This window comes from Actinoplanes ianthinogenes (genome assembly GCF_018324205.1).
Taxonomy (GTDB): Bacteria; Actinomycetota; Actinomycetes; order Mycobacteriales; family Micromonosporaceae; genus Actinoplanes; species Actinoplanes ianthinogenes.
In genome coordinates, this window is sequence record NZ_AP023356.1 from 5,503,487 (window position 1) to 5,526,174 (window position 22,688).

A 22,688-nucleotide genomic window follows, 5' to 3' on the forward strand; every position below is an offset into this window, starting at 1 on the left:
TCACTTCTCCGGCTGCCGGTCGGCGTCCGGGTGCTCCTTCTGGAAGCGGCTGCCCGGGTCCTCCAGGAGCTCCTGGACGATCGAGGCGTGCATCTCCGGCGGCAGGTCACCGGGGGTGCTCGGGACCTTGACCGGCTCCGCGACCGGAGGAGCCGGCTGCTCCCGGCGTCCGGAACTGATCGCTCCGAGCAGGCCGATCATGCCGAACAGGATCAGTCCGCCGGCCACCGTCCAGCCCAGCGCGGGCAGGTGCAGGGTGACCACCTGGGAGACCGCCCACCAGATCGCGATCAGCAGGAAGAGCAGGCCGAAGGTCAGCGAGACGCCGTCCAGGCGATGCGGTTTCATCGCAGTACCTCCAGGTTTCCGGTGTCGAGCCGCAGGTCGAGGTGGAGCTGGCCGCCGCCGGTCCCGTCCCGTCCGACGTCGGTGATCGACTTCGACTGTGCCTCGTTGCCGCTGTACTCCTGGCCGAAGACCTCGGCGCGGCCACCGACCCGGATCTGTGCCGTGGTGTCCACCTCGTCCGGCAGCAGGACCCGCAGCTGGCCCACCTTCATGGTGACCGCGGTGGTCTGCTCGGCGCCGGTGAAGTCCACCCCGCGCAGGTCGAGGGTGACGTTGCCGAGGGTGAACTCGTAGGAGTCGGCGACCTCGGCCAGGCTGGCCGGCCGGTAGACGCTGTCCCGGAACTCACTGCCCCAGCGCTCGGTGCCGGTGGAGACCACCAGACCGACAGTGGTCAGGAAGGCCAGGAAGATCAGCCCCCGGGCCCGGCCGAACCAGGCGCCGACCAGCAGGCCGAGCGCGATGGTGACCAGGGCGGCGGCGAAGTACGCGGAGACCGCCACGCGGACGCCGGCCATGTCCAGCGCGGCCAGCACGCCGACCACCATGATCAGCGCGAAGAAGGTGAGCCGGCCCAGGATCGAGCGCTCCTTCGGCGGCTTGGGCGGTTTCGGCGGCCGCGGGGTGTGCGGCGGGTGCGGCGGGTGCGGGACGTGCCCGTGCCCGGCGAACGGGCCGTGCGGCGCGAACGGCGGCCGGTACCCCGACTCGGCCGGCGGGGTCCAGCGCGGCGGCTCGTAGGGCGGCGGGGCCGGCGGGGTCACCGGTTCGCCGGCCGGTGCGGCCGGGGCCGGGGCAGTGAACGCCATCGTGGGCTCCTCGGACGACGGGGCCGGCGCCGGACCGGTAGGTGGCGCCGCCGCCGGGGGCGGCGGAAAGGCACCGGCCGGCGCACCTCGCTTGATCAGCAGGAACGCGCCGACCAGGACCGCGGCCGCGAGCATGCTGGCCCGGGCGCCGTCGCTGACCACGAACGAGAAGGTGAGCAGCGCCGCGCTGCCGAGCAGCACCACGGAGAGCGGCGACATCCCGGAGTGGCCCTTGCCGAGCAGCGACTCGACCGGCGAGGCGGAGTCGCCCTCGGACGGGATGATCAGCCAGCCGATCAGGTAGAACAGCACGCCGGCGCCGCCGAGCACGCCGAGCACGGCGAGCAGCACCCGCCAGAGCACCGGGTCGGTGTTGGTGCGCCGGGCCAGCGCGCCGCAGACGCCGGCGATGTACCGGCCCTCCCGCGGGCGGACCAGTTGCTGCCGGGCGAACGCGGCGCCCGCCGCGGAGAGCCACGGCGGAACATTGGCCCCCGGCGGGGGAGCGGAAGGTGCCGGCCCGCCCTCTGGACCGGTACCCGGGGTACGGGGTTCAGCAGCTTCGTCGTTCATGCCTTCGATCCTGAGGCCGGGAACGCCCGAGTCGCCTCAGGCGCCGACCCTGAGGCCACCCTGAGATCCGGGCGGGCCGGTACCGGGGAAGTTCCCCGTGGCCGGGGCTTGCCGTACGTGTGACGATTTGAGGGTGACTACCGCCGCCGCCCCGCCGCAACCACGCCGGTTGTATCGCCCTCGCGAGCACCGGATCGTGGCCGGTGTCGCCTCGGGGCTGGCCCGCCACCTGGGTGTGCCGGTCATCGCGGTGCGCATCAGCCTCGTGGTCCTGCTCGGCTTCAACGCTCTCGGCCTGCTGCTCTACGCCGCCTACTGGGCGGTGCTCCCGCAGGAGGCGCGCAACGACGAGCAGCACACCCGCCGCGACTTCGCCGCGCTGGTCCCGTTCGCGGCGATCGGCCTGGGGGTGGTGCTGCTCCAGGCGCTGGTCTTCGGTGACCAGGTGGCCACCACGGTGGGCTGGATGATCGCGGTGGTCGCGGTCGGCGCCGGGGTGATCTGGCACCAGTCCGATCCGAGCCGCCGCGAGCAGTGGACCGACGCGAACGGGAAGTCCGGCTGGATGGCCGCGATCGTCGGCGAGACCGACCGGCGCTCGTTCATGCTCCGCTTCGTCGGCGGCGGCGTGCTGGTCTCCATCGGGGTGATCGGCGTGGTCGCGATCTACTCGCCGGCCGGCTCGCTCTCCTCGGTGCTGAACGGCATGATCTTCGCGCTGGTCGGCCTGCTCGGCGTCGGCGTGGTGGTGGCGCCGCTGGTCTGGCGCACCTTCGGCCAGCTGCGCGCCGAGCGCGAGGGCCGGATCCGGGAGCAGGAGCGGGCCGAGGTGGCCGCGATGATCCACGATCAGGTGCTGCACACGCTGGCCCTGATCCAGCGCAACTCGGCGGACATCAAGGAGGTGCAGCGGCTGGCCCGCGGCCAGGAGCGCAGCCTGCGCAACTGGCTCTACAAGCCGACCGCCTCGCCGACCGAGCGGTTCTCCGCCGCGCTGGAGCAGGCCGCCGCCGAGGTCGAGGACACCTACGCGATCAGCGTGGAGGCGGTGGTGGTCGGCGACACCCAGTGCGACGAGCGGGTGGCCGCCCTGGTCGCCGCGGCGCGCGAGGCGCTGGTCAACGCGGCCCGGCACGCCGGGGTGCAGACCGTGTCGCTCTACGCCGAGGTGGAGCCGGACGAGCTGAGCGTCTTCGTCCGGGACCGCGGCGCCGGGTTCGAGCTGAGCGGTGTGGCCGAGACACGGCACGGGGTACGTGGTTCGATCATCGGGCGCATGCAGCGCCACGGCGGGCGCGCGGAGATCCGCAGCGGCGTCGGCAACGGTACGGAAGTGCGTCTCACCCTCCCGGTCTCCCGGGAGAGCGTGACCGCCGGTAAGGAGTCAGCACGATGACCGAGCCCGTGACCCAGTCGGCCGGCCGGCTGACCGTCTTCCTGGTCGACGACCACGCGATGTTCCGCGCCGGGGTGCGCGCCGAGCTGGGCCAGCACGTCGAGGTGGTGGGCGAGGCCAGCACGGTGGCCGAGGCGATCAGCCGGATCGGCGCCATCCAGCCCGACGTGGTGCTGCTCGACGTGCACATGCCGGACGGCGGCGGGCGCGCGGTGCTGGAGAGCATCCGGCGCACCCACCCGCAGGTCAAGTTCCTGGCGCTGTCCGTCTCGGACGCGGCCGAGGACGTGATCGGCCTGATCCGGGCCGGCGCCCGGGGCTACGTCACCAAGACCATCTCGCCGGACGAGCTGGCCGCCGCGGTGCGCCGGGTGGCCGACGGGGACGCGGTGTTCAGCCCCCGGCTGGCCGGGTTCGTGCTGGACGCGTTCGCCTCCCGGCCGGACGTGCCGGTCGCCGACCCCGAGCTGGACCAGCTGACCAACCGGGAGCGGGAGGTGCTGCGGCTGCTCGCGCGGGGGTACGCGTACAAGGAGATCGCCAAGGAGCTGTACATCTCGATCAAGACGGTCGAGACCCACGTCTCCAACGTGCTGCGCAAACTTCAGATGAGCAACCGCTACGAGTTGTCACGCTGGGCTGCCGACCGCCGGCTGGTGTGAGCGGCATCCACCGAGCGTCACGGAAGTTCGCACGAACGGCTGCGCTGGGTGTACGTTCGGCCACTGGGGGGAGTACGCGCAGCTCAGACCCGTCGAATCAGCCGAAAGAACGATCTTTGGCCGTGCGTACGGACGTAAACGGCTAATATCGGCTTGATAACGGCGCTCTTTGGTTTCAGTGCCCCTGTGTCACAGTGGCAGCTACTCACACAACCCCTCGTGAGCGCCCCTGAAGGAGGCACTCCCATGCCTGGGAAAAGCCCATGGAAGATGGCGGTCGGTGCGACCGCCATCGCCTTGTTGGCCGCCGGTTGCGGTGGTGGCGGGTCGGAAGGCTCGGACACCACTTCGAATACGGTCGTTATCGGTATCGGCGAACCGCAGCACCTGATTCCCTCCAACGCTACCGAGTCCAACGGTGCCGAGGTGCTCGCCTCGCTGTTCTACCCCCTGGTCGACTTCGACGCGCAGAACCAGCCGGTTCCGGTCGCCGCTGAGTCGATCACCCCGGACGCGAAGAACACCGTCTGGACCATCAAGCTGAAGTCCGGCTTCACGTTCAGTAACGGCGAGCCGGTTACCTCGGACAACTACATCAACGCCTGGAACTACGGCGCCTACGGCCCGAACGGCCAGGGCGCGTCGTACTTCTTCGAGCGCATCAAGGGCTACGCGGACCTGCAGTCCAAGGACCCGGATGGCGAGGAGGGCCCGCAGAAGGCCCCCGAGCCCAAGGCGAAGAAGCTGACCGGTCTGGAGAAGGTGGACGACACCACCTTCAAGGTGACCCTGTCGGCGCCGTTCGCCGGCTGGCAGTCCGTCATGGGCTACACCGCCTTCTACCCGCTGCCGAAGGCCGCCTTCTCGTCGGACGGCGTCATCGCCGACGGCTTCGAGGACGCCATCATCGGTAACGGCCCCTTCAAGCTGAAGGGCAAGTGGGAGCACGACTCGCAGATCGTCGTGGAGAAGGTCGCCGACTTCAAGGGCACCGTTCCCAAGGTCGACGGCATCACCTGGAAGATCTACCAGGACCAGCAGGCCGAGTACGCCGACCTGATCTCGGGCACCGTCGACGTGCAGACCACCATCCCGATCGAGAGCCTGGCCAAGGCCTCGGCCGACCTGGGTGACCGGTTCAAGAAGAGCCCGAACTCCGTCTTCCAGTTCGTCGGTTTCCCGACGTTCCAGAAGGAGTTCCAGAACGTCGACGTCCGCCGGGCGATCTCGATGGCGATCAACCGCCAGGAGATCACCGACCAGATCTTCCTGGGTTCGCAGTCGCCGGCCACCTCGTTCGTCTCCCCGGTCGTCGCGGGCTACCGCCCGAACTCCTGTGGCGCGAACTGTGAGTACAACCCGACCGAGGCCAAGAAGCTGTACGAGGCGGCCAAGGGTCCCAAGGAAATCAAGATCACGTACAACGTCGACGGCAACCACAAGGCGTGGGTGGACGCGACGTGCAACCAGATCAAGGCTTCCCTGGGCATCAACTGCGTCGGCGGCGAGGAGCCGAAGTTCGCCGACCTGCTGACCAAGGTGGAGAAGAAGCAGCCGGTCGGCCTGATCCGCCTCGGCTGGATCATGGACTACCCGCTGATGGAGAACTACCTCGGCCCGCTGTACAGCACCGACGGTTCCTCCAACTACTACGGGTACAGCAACCCGACCTTCGACAACCTGGTCAAGGAGGGCTCCGAGGCGGCGACCACGGAGCAGGCCATCGCCAAGTGGCAGGCCGCCGAGGACATCCTGGCCAAGGACATGCCGGTCATCCCGCTGCGTGTCGGCCAGAACGTGTTCGGTTACTCGACCAAGGTCAACAACGTGAACGTCGACCTGTTCCAGCGGGTTGACATCTACAAGATCGAAGTTGTCGGCTGATCTGACCGCTAGACCAGTGGTGGCGTCACGGAGAATGTGAAACCGTGGCGCCACCACTGTGTTACCCCTACCTCATGTCGCCGTGCTCACGAGGCCGGCGCTCTTCCGCGGAAGAGGCTAAACCCGTATGTTCCGCTACATCGTGCGGCGCTTACTACAGATGGTCCTCACCTTCTTCGGTGCGACCTTCCTGGTATTCGCGCTGATGTTCGCCAACCAGACCGACCCCATCCAGGCGTTGGTTGGCGAACGACCCATCTCCGAGAGTCAGCGCATCGCGCTGACCGAGCGGTACCACCTGGATGAAGGTTTCTTCATGCAGTACTGGTACTACATCAAGGGCGTGCTGACCGGGGACTTCGGTACCTCGATGACCGGCCGCAAGATCGCCGACATGATGGCCGACGCCTGGCCGGTGACCATCAAGCTCGCCATCATCGCCATGATCATCGCGGTGGCCTTCTCGATCACCGTGGGCGTTTACTCCGCCCTCAAGCGGGGTGGCCTGTTCGACAACGTCTCCCTCGTCGTCACGCTGGTCCTCCTCGCCATGCCGATCGTCGTGATCGCGCCGCTGGCTCAGCTCATCTTCGGTATTCAGTTGGGGTGGTTCTCACCTACCGCAACACGGGACGCGACCCTCTGGCAACTGCTTTTACCGGCGATCGTGCTGGCCTGCATCGTGATCGCCCCGGAGATGCGGGTAACCCGGACCTCGGTCGTGGAGAACCTCCGCGCCGACTACGTCCGGACCGCTCGGGCCAAGGGCCTCAACCGGATGCGCGTCATCTGGGTGCATGTCATGCGCAACTCGCTCATCCCGGTGGTCACCCTGATCGGTGTCGACCTGGGAACGCTGCTGTCCGGCGCCATCGTGACCGAGCACGTCTTCAACATCCCGGGTGTCGGCTTCAACCTGGCCCGCGCGATCCGGACCGAGGACGGCCCGCTCGTGGTCGGTTTCGTGAGCATCTTGGTGATCCTCGTTCTGTTCATCAACCTGCTCGTCGACCTGCTGTACGCCGCCCTCGACCCCAGGATCCGCTATGAGTGACTTGAACACCGTGACCGAGGCCGAGCTGCCGGGCGGTCAGCCGAACGTCCCGCACGGCCCGGTCAAGAAGGACAAGCCGCGGAGTCTGGCCGGCGACGCCTGGGCGGATCTGCGCAAGCGCAAGATCTTCTGGGTGGCCGTCGTGCTGGTGGCCTTCGTCCTGGTGATGGCGCTGTTCCCGTCGCTGTTCACCACGGCCGACCCGGGCGCCTGCACGCTGGCGAACCAGTTCAAGGGCCCGAGCGGCAACGCCCTGTTCGGGTACGACTTCCAGGGCTGCGACATCTACGCCAAGATCGTCAACGGCGCCTGGAACTCGATCAAGATCGGGGTGCTCTCCACCGCGATCTCCGGCATCATCGGCCTGATCTTCGGTCTGGCCGCCGGCTACTTCGGCGGTGCGACGGACGCGGTCCTGTCCCGGATCATCGACATCATGCTGGGTGTCCCGTTCCTGCTGGCCGGCATCGTGCTGTCCCGCCGGCTCGGGTCCGACCCCCAGTCCGACGGTGTGCTCGCGGTGACGCTGACCCTGGGCCTGCTGACCTGGACCTCCGGGGCCCGTGTCATGCGGTCCGCGGTCATCTCGGCGAAGCAGCAGGACTACGTGGCGGCCGCCCGGATGCTGGGCGCCAAGCCGAGCCGGTTGATGCTCAAGCACATCCTGCCGAACTCCATCGCGTCCTACATCGTCATGCTGACCCTGCTCCTCGGCATCAACATCTCCAGCGAGGCGACCCTGTCGTTCCTCGGCGTCGGTCTGAAGAACGGCGCGATCAGCTGGGGCATCATGATCTCCGAGGGCACCCAGTTCGCCCGCACCCAGCCGTGGCCGCTGGTCTGGCCGGCGATCTTCCTCGCCGTGACGGTGCTCGCGTTCATCATGCTCGGCGACGCCATCCGCGACGCCTTCGACCCGAAGTTGCGGTGACCCTGTGACTGATATCAAGGCGCAACTGGACGTCCTACCGGGCGTCGACCCGCGCGCACCCCTGCTCGACGTGACCGATCTGCACGTCGAGTTCCGCACCCAGTACGGCGTGGCCAAGGCCGTCAACGGCGCGAACTTCCGGCTCTCCCCGGGCGAGTCCCTCGCCATCCTGGGCGAGTCCGGCTGTGGCAAGTCGGTGACCGCGCAGGCCATCATGGGCATCCTGGACACCCCGCCCGGCTACATCACGCAGGGCGAGATCCGGTACCGCGGCGTCGACCTCCTGAAGCTCAAGGAGGACGACCGCCGCAAGGTCCGGGCCAACAAGATCGCGATGATCTTCCAGGACGCGCTCTCCGCGCTGAACCCGGTCTACACGGTCGGTTTCCAGCTCAGCGAGCTGTTCCGCAAGCACCGGGGGATGTCCCGGGCGGACGCCAAGAAGCGGTCGATCGACCTGCTGGAGCAGGTCAAGATCCCGGCCGCCCGGACCCGGGTCGACGACTACCCGCACCAGTTCTCGGGTGGTATGCGGCAGCGCGTCATGATCGCCATGGCGCTGGCGCTCGACCCCGAGGTGCTGATCGCCGACGAGCCCACCACGGCGCTCGACGTCACCGTGCAGGCGCAGATCATGGGCCTGCTCGCGGACCTGCAGCGGCAGCGCAACATGGGCCTCATCCTGATCACGCACGACATGGGCGTGGTCGCCGACGTGGCCGACCGGATCTCGGTGATGTACGCGGGCAAGGTGGTCGAGGAGGCGGGTGTCTACGACATCTACTCCCGGCCGGCGCACCCGTACACCCGGGCCCTGCTCGAGTCGATTCCCCGGCTCGACATGAAGGGGCAGCAGCTCAGCGTCATCCGGGGCCTGCCTCCGGCGCTGACCGACATCCCGCGTGGTTGCGCGTTCAACCCGCGGTGCGCGTACGCCCGGGACGCCTGCCGGCAGGATCCGCCGCCGCCCGCGTACGCCGTGGCGCCGCAGCGCACGGCCCGCTGCCACTTCTTCCGGGAGGTCATCGGTGAGTGACGTCGTCCTCGAGACCAAGGGTCTGGTCAAGCACTTCCCGATCACCCAGGGCATCGTCTTCAAGAGCAAGGTCGGCGCGGTCCGGGCGGTCGACGGTGTCGACATCCACCTGCGCCGGGGCGAGACCCTGGGCGTCGTCGGCGAGTCCGGCTGTGGCAAGTCGACGCTGGCCAAGCTGCTGGTGGGCCTGGAGAAACCGACCGCCGGCTCGATCAACGTGCGCGGCCAGGACATGGTGAAGCTGAAGGGTTCGGCGCTGCGCCGGGCCCGGCGGAACATCCAGATGGTGTTGCAGGACCCGTACACGTCGCTGAACCCGCGCATGACGGTCGGCGACATCATCGGGGAGCCGTTCACGATCCACCCCGAGGTGGTTCCGAAGGGCGGCCGGCAGCGCGCGGTGCAGGACCTGCTGGACACGGTCGGTCTCAACCCCGACCACATCAACCGGTACCCGCACCAGTTCTCCGGCGGTCAGCGCCAGCGCATCGGCATCGCCCGGGCGCTCGCGCTCAAGCCGGAGATCATCGTCTGCGACGAGCCGGTGTCGGCGCTGGACGTGTCCATCCAGGCGCAGGTGATCAACCTGCTGGAGCGCCTCCAGAACGAGTTCGGCCTGTCGTACATCTTCATCGCGCACGACCTGTCGGTGGTCCGGCACATCTCCGACCGGGTCGCCGTGATGTACCTCGGCAAGGTCATCGAGACGGGTCACGACCAGGCGATCTACGAGCAGCCGACGCACCCGTACACGCAGGCGCTGCTCTCCGCCGTGCCGGTCCCGGACCCGCGCCTGCGCGGCCACCGCGACCAGATCGTGCTGGAGGGTGACGTCCCGTCGCCGGCCAACCCGCCCTCGGGCTGCCGGTTCCGCACCCGGTGCTGGAAGGCCGCGGAGATCTGCGCGCAGCAGGAGCCGCTGCTCCAGATCCGCGACCGCTCCCCGCACCCCAGCGCATGCCACTTCGCGGAGATCCGCGACGTCGTGCACGGCCGCTGATTCGCGAGGAAAGGCCGGGCCGTTGTCGGCCCGGCCTTTTGCCGTCCAGCGCAAATCCGCCGGGCGACACCAAAATCAAAGACCACATTCAAGTGCAAAATCTTCATTCACGCAGGTCCGCCGGGGTACAGATCGCATGCTCCCGCGCGGGCCGGGCGGCCTGATCTGGCCGCTGGCGCGTCCAAAACAATCAGCCCACCCTTCACTGCCCGCGGTTGGTTCCGGAGATCAACCCCCAGCTGCCCCCCAGCGCCCTATCCCACCCCCGAATAGGGCCACCACGCCCAGCCCGACACTCCCCAGCTGGCCCCCAGCGCCCTATCCCGTGCCCGGATAGGGCCGTCAGGGCCAGCCCGATGCTGCTCGGCTGGCCTCCAGCGCCCTGTTCCGTTGCTGGGTAGGGCCGTCAGGGCCAGCCCGATACTGCTTGGCTGGCGTCCAGCGCCCTGTTCCGTTGCTGGTTAGGGCCGTCAGGGCCAGCCCGATACTGCTTGGCTGGCGTCCAGCGCCCTGTTCCGTTGCTGGGTAGGGCCGTCAGGGCCAGCCCGATACTGCTCGGCTGGCGTCCAGCGCCCTGTTCCGTTGCTGGTTAGGGCCGTCAGGGCCAGCCCGATACTGCTCGGCTGGCGTCCAGCGCCCTGTTCCGTTGCTGGTTAGGGCCGTCAGGGCCAGCCCGATACTGCTCGGCTGGCGTCCAGCGCCCTGTCCCGTTGCTGGGTAGGGCCGTCAGGGCCAGCCCGATACTGCTCGGCTGGTCTCCAGCGCCCTATCCCACTCCCGGAAAGGGCCATCAGGGCCAGCTGGACACTGCTCGGCTGGTCCTTAGCGCCTTGGGCAGGCGTGGGATCGTGGCACGCCGCTTGACACCCCTGGCACCTGGGATGCCGTCGCTGTCCGCGGTGGTCACCGAACCCCGGAACGTGCTCAGGCCCCTAGGTTTCTCACGAAACGCCGCCGGTGAGATGGGCTCGGCTTTTCCGACGCCGCGGGGTTTGCGGCGGCGGAAAAGACGCGCCCATCTCACCGGTTACAAGGCGTTTTGTGCGCGGAGCGAAGCGAAGCAAAGCTAGCCCAGCCAGCCAGCCCAGCCCACCCCCACCTACAGCGGGCCGCGGCCGGAGCGGAGCAGCAGCAGGGCGACCTGCGTGCCGTCCGGGCCGAGGGCGGCGCGGAAGCGGTCGACGATCTCCCGCTCGCGGGCCAGCACCAGGCGGGTGCCGCCGGAGGCCATCCGGGTCTTGCCGACCTCCTGGGAGAGCCGGGACCGTTCCAGCCAAAGGTCGATGAGGGCCTGGTCGATCTCGTCGATGCGCTCACGCATGGCGCGGATCTCGTCGGCGGCCAGCGGCTTGCCCGCGCCGGTGGACTGGTCCGTCGCGGTGCTGGGGGACTTCTCGGCGTCGGTGGACATCACGTCGGCGGTCATGTCGTGCTCCTCGGGTGCTCGTCGCCCCGGACAGCCCGGCCCGGGAAGCAGACAAGCCCCGGGCTGTGGAAGGCCCGGGGCTTGAAGTAGGTCTGTCGTTCAAAGGCGACCTACGGCTGCCGGACTTCCGGTGCCGTAGTAAAAAAATCGCGCCTGCTGGATCACGAGCCGAGTATGCCCCGCTGCCGGACCGGCCCGCAAGGAAACCGCCCGAACCATGGGACGCGGCGCTGCGGGCGTACCGAAGGAAAGGAAGCGGCCCGGCGCGAAGGCCGGGCCGCGAGGTGAAGCGGTCGGTCAGGAGACCGTGGTGATGCGGTTGGCCGGGCCCGGCTGGACCGTGCCGGCGCCGAGGTACGCGGTCAGCGCGTCGACGTCGAAGCCCGGAGCGGTCACCACCAGCGACGGGTCGACGACCAGCTTGCTGAAGTTGTCGCCGCCGTTGGCCAGGAAGTTGTTCACCGTGACCCGGTACGTGGTGGCCGGGTCGATCGGGGTGCCGTTCAGCGCCAGGTTGCTGACCTTGGAGCCGAGCGGAGCCGAGGCGCTCCAGGTGTAGGTGAAGCCCGCCGAGACCTGGAGGATCTTGGTGGTGTTCTGGCCCGCGTAGCCGGCGAACTGCTGCTCCAGCACCTCCTTGAGCTGCGCGCCGGTGAGCGGCTCGGTGGTCACCAGGTTGTTGAACGGCTGCACGGTGAACGCCTCGCCGTAGGTGACCTGGCCGTAGGCCTCACCGCCGGACGACTGGTCGGCGTCCAGGTCGGCCCGGATGCCACCCGGGTTCATCAGCGCGATCTGCGCGCCGGCGCTCGTCGTGTACTTCAGCTGGGCGTCCGCGATCACGTCGCCGAGCGGGCTCTCGCCGGCCGCGTTGTTGGTGCGCACGATGTCGCCGGAGATGCTGCCGACCAGCTTGTTGGCGATCGGGGCGACCGCGACGCGGTACTTGTCGGCCACCTTCTTCGCCGCCGGGTCGACGGTGTCCGGGTTCTTCAGGTAGACGCCGGACGCGTCCTTCTTCCAGCCGCCGTTGCCGTCCGGCACGCCGTTCTCCACGATCACGTTCTTCGCGGTGATCTCGGCGAACCTGCCGGTGCGCTTGTCCAGCGAGTAGTCGATGTCGGTGATCAGCTGGCCGTTGGTCCCGGCGCTGGTCACCACGGTGTCGGTGCCGGCCTTGTTCGGCAGCTTGCAGGAGTAGAACCGGTGGGTGTGCCCGGACACCACGATGCCGATCTCCGGGTTCAGCCCGGCCACGATCGGCACGACGGCGCCGGAGAAGTTCACGCAGTCCGAGACGCCGGGGGTGGGCGTGGCGGTGCCCTGCGCGCCGCCCTCGTGCAGCAGCAGCACCTGGGCCCTGACGCCGAACAGCTTGAGGATCCGGCTCCACTTGTTGGCCGTCTCCACCTCGTCGGTGAAGTGCACGTTCGTGATGCCGGCCGGGTTCACGATGCCGGCCGTGCCCTCCAGCGTCATGCCGATGAAGCCGACCGGCACGCCACCGACGAACCTGATGTCGACCGGCGGCAGGATCGGGCGCCCGGTCTTGTTGTCGATGGTGTTCGCCGCGAGGTAGCTGAATTTCGCCCCGCCGAAGCCGTCGCCGTCCTGGCAGCCGTCGACCGGGTGGCAGCCGCCGCGCTGCATCCGGATCAGCTCGGCCACGCCCTCGTCGAACTCGTGGTTGCCCACCGAGCTGACCTGGAGGCCGACGGTGTTCATCAGCTCGATCGTCGGCTCGTCGTGGAACGCGGCGCTGACCAGCGGGGTCGCGCCGATCAGGTCACCGGCGCCGACCGTGGTGGTCTGCCGCCCCTCGGCCTTGGCCTCGGCACGCAACTTCTTGAGGTACGTCGCGAGGTACTCCACACCGCCGGCCGGGGTGCTGGTGCCGCTCGCGTTGACCACCGCGCCGCTGCCGGTGGGTGGGTCGATCGCGCCGTGGAAGTCGTTGTAGCTGAGGAACTGGCCCTTGACCAGGGCAGTGCCCTTGCCGGCGCCGTACGACGCGGTCACCGGGGCGAACTCGGCGGGTGGCGCGGCGGTGGCCGACTGGGTGGGCACCGTGCTGAGCGCGCCGGCGACGGCGAGCGCGACCGCCGGCACGGCGATCCGCCGCCGTAGCGGAGATGTCATGATATTCGATCCCTCGGTCGGAGTGGACGGTCATGTGACTCGATCAGCCTGGTGGATCAGCGGGGTGGGCGCCACCACTTCCCGGTGACAAGTCGATTGCCGGACACCGATGGACGCGCCGCCACGGTGCGATTTCCTGTCGGAGGGGCGGCATACACTGGCTCCCGCGATGCGACCTTCTTCAGAACCTTCCGACAACGCCCTGTTCGCGCTGCCCACGGTGGCCCCGCCGGCACCCGTCGTGCAGCGCGCGCCGCGTCCCGCCGTCGACCCGGAGTCGCTGCTGGTGGGGCTGAACGGCCCGCAGCGCGACGCGGTGACCCACGCCGGTGGGCCGCTGCTGATCGTGGCCGGTGCGGGCTCGGGCAAGACCCGGGTGCTCACCCACCGGATCGCCTACCTGCTGGCCAAGCGGGACGTGCATCCCGGCGAGATCATCGCGATCACGTTCACCAACAAGGCGGCCGGCGAGATGAAGGAGCGGGTGGCCCACCTGGTCGGCCCGCGCGCCCGGCTGATGTGGGTGTCGACGTTCCACTCGGCCTGCGTCCGGATCCTGCGGGCCGAGCATGAGCACGCCGGGCTGAAAAGCACCTTCTCCATCTACGACGCGGACGACTCCCGCCGCCTGATGCAGATGGTGGCCCGGGAGCTGGACCTGGACCCGAAGCGGTACACCGCCCGCGGCCTCGCCGCCCAGGTGTCGAACCTGAAGAACGAGCTGGTCGACCCGGAGGAGTTCAAGCAGAAGGCCAAGGGCCCCAACGAGCGGGCCGTCGCCGAGGCCTACGAGCTCTATCAGCGCCGCCTCAAGGAGGCGCACGCGCTGGACTTCGACGACATCATCATGGCCGTGGTGCACCTGTTCCAGTCGCACCCGCTGGTCGCCGAGGCCTACCGCCGCCGGTTCCGGCACGTCCTGGTCGACGAGTACCAGGACACCAACCACGCGCAGTACACGCTGATCCGGGAACTGGTCGGCACCGAGGACCCGTCGGAGCTCTGCGTCGTCGGTGACGCGGACCAGTCGATCTACGCGTTCCGCGGCGCGACGATCCGCAACATCCTGGAGTTCGAGCGCGACTACCCGGACGCCCGCACCATCCTGCTGGAGCAGAACTACCGCTCCACCCAGACCATCCTGTCCGCGGCCAACGCGGTGATCGACCGGAACACCTCGCGCAAGCCCAAACGTCTCTGGAGCGACCAGGGCGCCGGCGAGCAGATCGTCGGCTACGTGGCCGACACCGAGCACGCCGAGGCCGACTGGGTGGCGCGGGAGATCGACCGGCTGTCCGACCGGCACGAGGTGCGTCCCGGCGACGTGGCCGTCTTCTATCGCACCAACAACCAGTCCCGGGTGTTCGAGGAGGTGTTCATCCGCGTCGGCCTGCCCTACAAGGTGGTCGGCGGGGTGCGCTTCTACGAGCGCAAGGAGGTGCGCGACGCGCTGGCCTACCTGCGCGCGATCGTGAACGAGGACGACACGGTCAGCGTCCGCCGGGTGCTGAACACGCCGAAACGCGGGATCGGCGACCGGGCCGAGGCCTGCGTCGAGGCGCTGTCGAACCGGGACCGGATCTCGTTCGGCCAGGCGCTGCGGCACGCGCGCAACGCCCCGGGCATCTCCACCCGGGCGGCGAACAGCATCGGCGACTTCGTGCAGCTGCTCGACGACCTGCGGGAGCTGTCGGTGACCGCCCCGCCGGAGGAGGTGCTGGAGTCGGTGTTGCAGCGCTCCGGCCTGCTCAGCGAGCTGGAGGAGAGCCTCGACCCGCAGGACCAGGGCCGGGTGGAGAACCTTCAGGAGCTGGTCAGCGTGGCCCGGGAGTACACCGAGCGGGTGGAGGCGCAGGAGGACGAGACGGCCACCCTGGCCGGCTTCCTCGAGCAGGTCGCGCTGGTCGCCGACGCCGACCAGATCCCCACCGACGACCCCGACCACCAGGGCGTGGTCACCCTGATGACGCTGCACACGGCGAAAGGCCTGGAGTTCCCGGTGGTCTTCCTCACCGGCCTGGAGGACGGTGTCTTCCCGCACATGCGGGCGATGTCCGACAACGCCGAGCTGGAGGAGGAGCGCCGGTTGGCCTATGTCGGGATCACCCGCGCCCGGCAGCGGCTCTACCTGTCCCGGGCGGTCACCCGGTCCGCCTGGGGCCAGCCGCAGTACAACCCGCCGTCCCGGTTCACCGACGAGCTGCCGGCCGAGCTGGTCCGCTGGGAGCGGACCGGTGGGTCGTACACGTCCTGGTCGGGCACCGGTGGCGGGGTGGGCGGCCGCGGTGGCGGGGACCGTCAGCGCGGCGGTGGCTTCGCCGGGGGCACGCCCAAGGCGCAGCGCATCGCCGAGCGGCTCGGCATCGACGCCAGCAAACTGGCCACCGCCAGCGACCTCAAGCAGACGCCGAAAGTGGCGCCCGGCGACCGGGTCAATCACCAGCGATATGGGTTGGGCCGGGTGGTCGTGGTCGAGGGGCAGGGGCCGGGGGCCCGGGCGCAGATCGACTTCGGCGATCAGGTGATGTGGCTGATCCTGCGGCACGCCCCGATCGAAAAGATCTAGACCCGCTTTTTTCGTACGCGGTCAGCACGCGTTCTTCAGCACGTGCGTCGTGCGTGCCGGCCGGATGTTCTCGCTGTCCTGGTTGACTGGCCGGATGCGGATCGCGGAGATGCAGGGCATCGCGGAGGCGCTGGGCAGCAAGATCGTGACGACGTCCGTGCTGGCGGGCGGCTTCTCTCACGAGACGTGCCTGCTCACGCTCGCCGAGGGACGCGTCGTCGCGCGTTTCGGAGGGACCGACCCGGTGATCGAGGCAGGGGTCATGGCCGCTGCCCGCCGGCATGTGCCGGTTCCGGATGTCGTGCTGGTCGTGCCCGCCGGCGATGAGCTCGGACGGCCCGCGATGGTCATCGAGTACGTGGACGGCCTGGTGCTGAGCGGGGTGCTCGATCGGGGTGACCTCGGCCGATCGGAGCTCGCCGAACTCGGAGCGGAGGTCGGCGCGGCCGTCGCCGGGGTCGCCGCGGTCACGTTCGACCGGCGAGGCTTCTTCGCGGACGGTGGCCTCACCGTCAAGGAGGAACAGCCGTGGTCGCGGCAGCTGGCCGAGGTCGCCGAGAGCTGTATGGCCGCGGTTCCCGAGAGCCGCCTCGACGGCGTGACCCGCCGTGATTGGGTGCGGTTGTGCGAGGTCAGCGCGCCACTGCTGGCGACCGTCGACGGTCACACCCGGCTGGTGCATGCCGACGTCAACCCGAAGAACGTCCTGGTCTCCCGAGCAGGCGGCGGCTGGCGGGTGGCCGCGCTGCTGGACTGGGAGTTCAGCTACTCCGGTTGCCCGTACGGCGATGCCGCGAACATGCTCCGGTTCGGCGCCGACTATCCCGCCGGCTTCCTGGACGGATTCCGTGCGGGCTTCGCCGCCCACCAGCCCGCGGACCTGCCGCTGGTCGAGGGCTGGGCTCATCTCGGCCGGGTTCTGGACATGTTTGCGTTGAGTGATCTCGTGACTCGCCCGGTGGGACACGTCGTCGCCGACCAGGCCGCCGAGCAGATCCGGCTCTGGGTCCGGCAGGGCGTGCCGGACCAACCTTGACGTCCGTGCTGGCAGCCTTTCTCCGCTGCTTCCCGGGTCCGGGTGATCAGCGCGGCTCGGCGTGCATGTCGTCCGCGATGCTTGACCCTCGACCTGGTTGAGGGGCGAAGCTCTGTCCCGGGTTGGACGACGTGCGGTTCTGCGCGTCGCGGGACCGCTGACCGGAGGACGAGCCGTGACCGATGTCGTGATGGAAGAGATCCGCAAGGCCCAGGAGCTGAACGTCGCCGGCGACAAGGCCGGTGCCCGCGCTGCCCTGGAGCGTCTGTGGGGGACCACCGAGGATCCCCTTCACCGGTGCACCATCGCCCACTACCTCGCTGACCAGCAGGACTCGGTGGAAGACGAGCTGCGGTGGGACGAGCTCGCGCTCGCGGCGTTCCCGGATCTCACCGACGAGCGGACCCGCGCTGGTGACGATTCCTGGCGGGCGCGGGCGTTCCTGCCTTCTCTGCACCTCAATCTGGCCGACGTCCACCGCCGGGCCGGACACGAGAAGGAGGCGCGGCAGTTCTTGGGCGAGGCCACCGCTGCGCTCGACGAGCTCCCGGCGGATGACTACGGCGCCATGATCCGCGACGCCCTCAGCAAGGTCCGCGAGGCAATCGAGGCCGGCTCGACCGCACCCTTGGTCCCGACGACGTAGGACGCCCGGCCGACGATGATCACTTCGCCGTGGGAAGGTGCACGATTTCGCATCGGCGGCCGGTGTGCTCGCTGTCGCATCGTGCCGCCTTGTGGCGAACCGCCAGGTAGACCGCCGGATCGGTGAGCAGCCGCCACTCCTAGTGAGGGCCTGCGGCAGCTCCGCAGCCGGAGATGTCCACGCCGTGCTCGTGCATCCAGGCGGTCGGCTCGACCGGGTTCTTGTAGTGCCCCTGGTGCACCTCGAAGTGCAGGTGCGGGCCGGTCGAGTGGCCGGTCGAGCCCTCGTTGCCGATCTGCTGCCCGGCGCGGACCGTCTCGCCCACCGTCACGGTGATCTTCGAGAGGTGGCCGTAGTGGGTGAGCCAGCCGTCACCGTGGTCGATCAGGACGGCGTTGCCGTAGCCCTGGGCCGAGCCGGCCGCCACGATCACGCCGGCGCCGGCCGCGACGATCGGGGTGCCGTCCGGGGCGGCCAGGTCGACGCCGGCGTGCAGGCGGCCCCAGCGCGGGCCGAAGCAGGAGGTGACCCGGGCCGTCGGGTTGGGATGCACCCAGGCGGCGCCGACGCCGGCCACCGTCACCTTCTTCTCCTTGCGCCGGACCGTGGCGGGCACGATGGCGGCCTCGGCGGCGGGTTCCCACGCGTGCGTCTTGGCCGGGGCCTCGTCCCCGCTCGGCGGGACGATCGGCAGGGCGGCGGGGGAGTGCGCGGCGGTGTGCTTCTCGCTGGAGGTGTGTCCCACCGGGGCGGCGTACGCGGCGGCGCCGGCCGCGCCGATCCCGGAGGCCAGGGTGGCGGTCAGCGCGGTGAGCGAGACGGCGGAACGGCTGCGGGTGGCGAACAGGGCCGGGAAAGCCGGGGCGCGGTGCCGGTGGAGCCGCTCCTGGCGGTGCCGGCCGGTGGTGCCCGATGCCGAAGTCTGCGGCACGCGCGACTCCCCTCCCGACGTCCGTGATCAGTGCTGTCACGGTTCTGTCGGCCCGGGGCGGGGCACGCTGAGGGGTGTGGCGGGTGGTTCAACCGACCTGCAACCGGGTAGTACCGGGAAAGGTCAGGAGGCTGCTTCGGCGGCGGCGAGGCCCGCGTACAGCGACTCCATCTGGAGCTGGATGTCCACGCCGTGCGGCTTGAGGAAGGTGATCGCGTCGACCGGCTTACCGTCGACGTGGATCTCCAGGTGCAGGTGCGTGCCGTACGAATAACCGGTGTTGCCCACCTCGCCGATCACCTGCCCGGCCTTGACCACGTCACCCTTTTTCACCAGCAGCCGCCGGGAGTGGGCGTAGATGACCTCGGTGCCGTCGTCCTGCTGGACGGTGATCGAGTATCCGTAGCCACCGTTGTAACCGGCGGCGGTGACCGTGCCGGCGTGGATCGACTTGTACGGCGTGCCGTCCGGGGCCGCCAGATCGATGCCGGCGTGCAGCTTGCCGAACCGGACGCCGAACGCCGACGTGAACTGGTAGTCGTCCAGGGGGAGCAGGTAGACCTCGGCGGCGGCCTGCTCGTCGTTCAGCTTGGTGTTCGCCTTGGCGGCGGTGTCCCGGCTCTCCGAGCGGGAGGCGCGGGTGGCGTCACCGGCACGGCTCTGCAGCGCGTCCGTGGAGACCTGGGCCTTGTCCAGGGCTGACAGGACGTCCGGGTTGACCGTCTTGGCGTCCGGGAGGTTGGAGGCCGCGCCGAGGGCGACCACACCGGCGCCGACGAAGGCGGAGGTGACGACTGCGGCGTAGCGGCTGCGCGGAGGGGTCGGCACACGGCGTCTGCCGCGATAGCGATCGGGCTCAGACGACAAGCGCTGGCGCACGAAGGACCCTCCGTCGGTGGCATTGCGGCGGCACGCTCATGGCCCCGCGCAAGCGGTTAACGAGTGTTGGCCGGGCGGTCGCTGGGGGGTGAACCTGTGCGACAGCCGTGGCCACGGTAACGAAACGGCCGCCGGGTCACAAGTCGCAGCGCCATTTTCGTGACAGTTCCGCGCCGGTATTGATCAGCTATTGTCCGAATTGGCCACCTTTCCTTAGGGGGAAATTAGCGACGGTGCGTGATCGCCTATAAAACGGAAAGTAATGTGACCGGAGTAACCATTACTTGGCCGTGTCGCGGCGGGAGCCGCTACCCGGGGTCCCGGGGCGCGGGTTACCGTTCGTTCAGGTGGGACGTCGAGGTCCCCGGTGTGGAGGGGTTGGCATGCAAGCACGGATCAGGGTCGTCGTCGCGAAGCCCGGGCTGGACGGGCATGACCGAGGTGCCAAGGTGGTTGCCCGGGCGCTGCGCGACGCCGGCATGGAAGTCGTCTACACCGGGTTGCACCAGACGCCCGAGCAGATCGTCGAGACGGCCATTCAGGAGGACGCCGACGCGGTCGGCCTGTCGATCCTCTCCGGCGCCCACATGACGTTGTTCCGCCGCGTGATGGAACTGTTGGCGGAGCGTGATGCCGCGGACATCGTGGTATTCGGTGGCGGCATCATTCCGGAGGATGACATCACGGAATTGGAATCACTCGGGGTAGCCAAGGTATTCACGCCGGGTGCGACTACGGCGTCCATCATCGAATGGGTCCGCGCCAATGTCGGGACCCAGGTCGGCTGAGCACCGATCCGGCTGAGCAGAAAAAGGGAGAGGCCGGACGCACCCCTCACACGTCCGGCCCCTCTATGCGCGATGCCCCGCCGCCACCCCTCGACCGACAGGGCATCGGCCGTTCTCATCCGCGGGCCCGTGTAGCACCTCGCTGACATCACACTCAACGACGCCCTTCTTCACCGGGTTACGCATGGGCTGGTGACTTTTTCTGACCAGTTGCCGGAGAGTCACGTCAGTCACTGGCGCGCACAGTCGTCCCGACCGTCCCGGAGCTGCGATTTCGTCCCTCTGGTGTGTGGTCTTGCACACGGTGTACCCGCGCGGGCACGGGGCCCGATTCGGTCGCTAGTCTGCGGATGAGGGCCATTCGGCAGGACCGCGGATGGCCGACATCCTCGCTGGCGGCGCACATGCGACGCGCCGCGCACACAACAGGTCGGGACGCAACGGTGCGGCTTGCCGGCGCTTGGCGTCGCGAGCGAAAGGAGACACGTGGACCTGTTCGAGTATCAGGGGCGCGACCTGTTCGAACGGCACGGGCTGCCCGTGCTGGGCGGCGGCGTCGCCGAGACCCCGCAGGAGGCCCGGGCGATCGCCGAGCGCCTCGGTGGCAAGGTCGTCGTCAAGGCGCAGGTCAAGGTCGGCGGCCGCGGCAAGGCCGGTGGCGTCAAGCTGGCCGACGGCGCGGACGAGGCGGAGGCCCGCGCGACCGACATCCTGGGCATGGACATCAAGGGCCACACGGTGCAGAAGGTGATGCTGGCCGAGACGGCCGACATCAAGGAGGAGTACTACTTCTCCTACCTGCTGGACCGGGCCAACCGCACGTTCCTCTGCATCGCCAGCGTCGCCGGCGGTATGGAGATCGAGACGGTCGCCGAGGAGGACCCGGAGCGGGTCGCCAAGATCGCGATCGACGCGAGCAAGGGTGTGGACGAGGCGAAGGCGCGGGAGATCGTCGCCGCCGCCAAGTTCCCGGCCGACGTCGCCGAGCAGGTCGTCGACATCGCGGTGAAGCTGTGGCAGGCGTTCGTCGCCGAGGACGCCCTGCTGGTCGAGGTCAACCCGCTGGCCAAGGTCGGCGACGGCCGGGTGCTGGCGCTGGACGCCAAGGTCACCCTGGACGAGAACGCCGGCTTCCGGCACCCCGACCACGAGGCGCTCGAGGACAAGTCCGCGGTCGACCCGATCGAGCAGGCGGCCAAGGCCAAGAACCTCAACTACGTCAAGCTCGACGGCGAGGTCGGCATCATCGGCAACGGCGCGGGCCTGGTCATGTCGACGCTGGACGTGGTCGCGTACGCCGGTGAGCGGCACGGCAACGTCAAGCCGGCCAACTTCCTCGACATCGGCGGTGGCGCGAGCGCCCAGGTGATGGCGAACGGCCTGGAGATCGTCCTCGGCGACCCGTCGGTGAAGTCGGTCTTCGTCAACGTCTTCGGCGGCATCACCGCCTGCGACGCGGTGGCCAACGGCATCATCCAGGCCCTCGCCCTGCTGGCCGAGCGCGGCGAGACGGTCACCAAGCCGCTCGTGGTGCGTCTCGACGGCAACAACGCCGAGGCCGGCCGCGCCATCCTCGACGGCGCCAACAACCCGCTGGTCGAGCGGGTCGACACGATGGACGGAGCGGCCGAGCGCGCCGCCGAGCTCGCGGCTGCGGGGAAGTGAACTAATGGCTATCTGGCTCACCAAGGACTCCAAGGTCATCGTCCAGGGCATCACCGGCGGTGAGGGCTCGAAGCACACCAAGCGGATGCTCGCCGCGGGCACCCAGGTGGTCGGCGGCGTGAACCCGCGCAAGGCCGGTACCAAGGTCGACTTCGACGGCACCGAGCTCCCGGTCTTCGCCACCGTCGCGGAGGCGATCAAGGAGACCGGCGCCGACGTATCGGTGATCTTCGTACCGCCGGCGTTCACCAAGGCCGCCGTGGTCGAGGCGATCGACGCCGAGATCCCGCTCGCCGTGGTGATCACCGAGGGCGTGCCGGTGCAGGACTCGGCGGCCTTCTGGGCGTACAACGTGTCCAAGGGCGAGAAGACCCGGATCATCGGCCCGAACTGCCCGGGCATCGCCTCGCCGGGCGCGTCGAACGCCGGCATCATCCCGGCCGACATCACCCCGCAGGGCCGGATCGGTCTGGTCAGCAAGAGCGGCACGCTGACCTACCAGCTGATGTACGAGCTGCGCGAGTTCGGCTTCTCCACCGCGGTCGGCATCGGTGGTGACCCGATCATCGGCACCACGCACATCGACGCGCTGAAGGCGTTCCAGGAGGACCCGGACACCGACGCGATCGTCATGATCGGTGAGATCGGTGGCGACGCCGAGGAGCGGGCCGCCGAGTTCATCAAGGCCAACGTCACCAAGCCGGTGGTCGGTTACATCGCGGGCTTCACCGCCCCGCCCGGCAAGACCATGGGTCACGCCGGCGCGATCATCTCCGGCTCGGCCGGCACCGCCGACGCGAAGAAGACCGCGTTGGAGGCGGCCGGCGTCAAGGTCGGCAAGACGCCGAGCGAGACCGCGCAGCTCATGCGCGAGGTCATGAGCTGAGCACGGCACCGACGGCGCGCCGTCGATCAGGTC

The 22,688-nt window shown here is 69.2% G+C and carries 19 protein-coding genes; 13 read left to right on the forward strand and 6 right to left on the reverse strand.

Features of this window, described 5'->3' with window-relative positions:
* The gene (locus tag Aiant_RS24970; RefSeq protein ID WP_189329263.1) at nt 1–348 is read right to left on the reverse strand and encodes a phage holin family protein; all 348 of its coding nucleotides are present in this window, start codon (nt 346–348) and stop codon (nt 1–3) included.
* Nucleotides 345–1,730 (reverse strand): PspC domain-containing protein, encoded by a 1,386-nt coding sequence (locus Aiant_RS46610; protein WP_189329264.1) that lies wholly within the window; start codon nt 1,728–1,730, stop codon nt 345–347. The genes Aiant_RS24970 and Aiant_RS46610 overlap by 4 nt, the downstream gene beginning before the upstream one ends.
* Nucleotides 1,731–1,863: 133 nt before the next feature.
* Between Aiant_RS46610 and Aiant_RS24980 the strand changes: the two genes are divergently transcribed.
* From Aiant_RS24980 to Aiant_RS25010, 7 genes are all read left to right on the forward strand, one after another.
* Nucleotides 1,864–3,126 carry an ATP-binding protein gene (locus tag Aiant_RS24980; RefSeq protein WP_268248685.1) on the forward strand — a complete coding sequence of 421 codons (1,263 nt, stop codon included), beginning with the start codon at nt 1,864–1,866 and terminating at the stop codon, nt 3,124–3,126.
* Nucleotides 3,123–3,788, forward strand: a complete 666-nt coding sequence (locus Aiant_RS24985) for a response regulator (protein WP_189329265.1) — start codon at nt 3,123–3,125, stop codon at nt 3,786–3,788. The genes Aiant_RS24980 and Aiant_RS24985 overlap by 4 nt, the downstream gene beginning before the upstream one ends.
* A gap of 246 nt (nt 3,789–4,034) precedes the next feature.
* Nucleotides 4,035–5,672: a peptide ABC transporter substrate-binding protein gene (locus Aiant_RS24990; protein WP_189329266.1), complete on the forward strand. Its 1,638-nt coding sequence runs from the start codon at nt 4,035–4,037 to the stop codon at nt 5,670–5,672.
* 127 nt (nt 5,673–5,799) lie between these two features.
* Nucleotides 5,800–6,726 (forward strand): ABC transporter permease, encoded by a 927-nt coding sequence (locus tag Aiant_RS24995; protein ID WP_189329267.1) that lies wholly within the window; start codon nt 5,800–5,802, stop codon nt 6,724–6,726.
* On the forward strand, nt 6,719–7,657 hold the full coding sequence (locus Aiant_RS25000) for an ABC transporter permease (protein ID WP_189329268.1): 939 nt from the start codon (nt 6,719–6,721) through the stop codon (nt 7,655–7,657). Before Aiant_RS24995 ends, Aiant_RS25000 begins: the two co-directional genes overlap by 8 nt.
* 4 nt (nt 7,658–7,661) lie before the next feature.
* Nucleotides 7,662–8,693 (forward strand): ABC transporter ATP-binding protein, encoded by a 1,032-nt coding sequence (locus Aiant_RS25005; protein WP_189329269.1) that lies wholly within the window; start codon nt 7,662–7,664, stop codon nt 8,691–8,693.
* Nucleotides 8,686–9,693 carry an ABC transporter ATP-binding protein gene (locus Aiant_RS25010; RefSeq protein ID WP_189329270.1) on the forward strand — a complete coding sequence of 336 codons (1,008 nt, stop codon included), beginning with the start codon at nt 8,686–8,688 and terminating at the stop codon, nt 9,691–9,693. The genes Aiant_RS25005 and Aiant_RS25010 overlap by 8 nt, the downstream gene beginning before the upstream one ends.
* A 1,099-nt stretch (nt 9,694–10,792) precedes the next feature.
* Here Aiant_RS25010 and Aiant_RS25015 read toward each other — a convergent pair.
* Both Aiant_RS25015 and Aiant_RS25020 read right to left on the reverse strand, forming a co-directional pair.
* Complete coding sequence (locus tag Aiant_RS25015; protein WP_229829932.1) at nt 10,793–11,104, reverse strand: chorismate mutase; 312 nt, start codon at nt 11,102–11,104, stop codon at nt 10,793–10,795.
* Between the two features lie 312 nt (nt 11,105–11,416).
* The gene (locus Aiant_RS25020) at nt 11,417–13,258 is read right to left on the reverse strand and encodes a bifunctional metallophosphatase/5'-nucleotidase (RefSeq protein ID WP_189329272.1); all 1,842 of its coding nucleotides are present in this window, start codon (nt 13,256–13,258) and stop codon (nt 11,417–11,419) included.
* Nucleotides 13,259–13,427: 169 nt separating this feature from the next.
* On the opposite strand from Aiant_RS25020, the gene pcrA reads away from it, so the two are divergent.
* The 3 genes from pcrA (at nt 13,428) to Aiant_RS25035 (ending at nt 17,506) form a co-directional block, all read left to right on the forward strand.
* Nucleotides 13,428–15,824 carry a DNA helicase PcrA gene (pcrA, locus tag Aiant_RS25025; protein ID WP_189329273.1) on the forward strand — a complete coding sequence of 799 codons (2,397 nt, stop codon included), beginning with the start codon at nt 13,428–13,430 and terminating at the stop codon, nt 15,822–15,824.
* A 94-nt stretch (nt 15,825–15,918) separates the two neighbouring features.
* Complete coding sequence (locus tag Aiant_RS25030) at nt 15,919–16,860, forward strand: phosphotransferase (RefSeq protein ID WP_189329274.1); 942 nt, start codon at nt 15,919–15,921, stop codon at nt 16,858–16,860.
* A gap of 157 nt (nt 16,861–17,017) precedes the next feature.
* Nucleotides 17,018–17,506: a hypothetical protein gene (locus Aiant_RS25035; protein ID WP_425322714.1), complete on the forward strand. Its 489-nt coding sequence runs from the start codon at nt 17,018–17,020 to the stop codon at nt 17,504–17,506.
* Nucleotides 17,507–17,645: 139 nt separating this feature from the next.
* Here Aiant_RS25035 and Aiant_RS25040 read toward each other — a convergent pair whose 3' ends face one another.
* On the reverse strand, nt 17,646–18,437 hold the full coding sequence (locus Aiant_RS25040; RefSeq protein ID WP_189329275.1) for a M23 family metallopeptidase: 792 nt from the start codon (nt 18,435–18,437) through the stop codon (nt 17,646–17,648).
* A gap of 123 nt (nt 18,438–18,560) precedes the next feature.
* On the reverse strand, nt 18,561–19,316 hold the full coding sequence (locus tag Aiant_RS25045; protein WP_189329276.1) for a M23 family metallopeptidase: 756 nt from the start codon (nt 19,314–19,316) through the stop codon (nt 18,561–18,563).
* 383 nt (nt 19,317–19,699) lie between these two features.
* On the opposite strand from Aiant_RS25045, the gene icmB reads away from it, so the two are divergent.
* From icmB to sucD, 3 genes are all read left to right on the forward strand, one after another.
* Entirely contained in the window at nt 19,700–20,104 is a 405-nt protein-coding gene (gene icmB, locus Aiant_RS25050) for a coenzyme B12-dependent isobutyryl CoA mutase small subunit (RefSeq protein ID WP_185039544.1), read from the forward strand.
* A gap of 486 nt (nt 20,105–20,590) precedes the next feature.
* Nucleotides 20,591–21,769 carry an ADP-forming succinate--CoA ligase subunit beta gene (gene sucC / locus Aiant_RS25055; protein WP_189329277.1) on the forward strand — a complete coding sequence of 393 codons (1,179 nt, stop codon included), beginning with the start codon at nt 20,591–20,593 and terminating at the stop codon, nt 21,767–21,769.
* A 4-nt stretch (nt 21,770–21,773) separates the two neighbouring features.
* Complete coding sequence (gene sucD / locus Aiant_RS25060) at nt 21,774–22,655, forward strand: succinate--CoA ligase subunit alpha (protein WP_189329278.1); 882 nt, start codon at nt 21,774–21,776, stop codon at nt 22,653–22,655.
* Nucleotides 22,656–22,688: the final 33 nt, after the last annotated feature.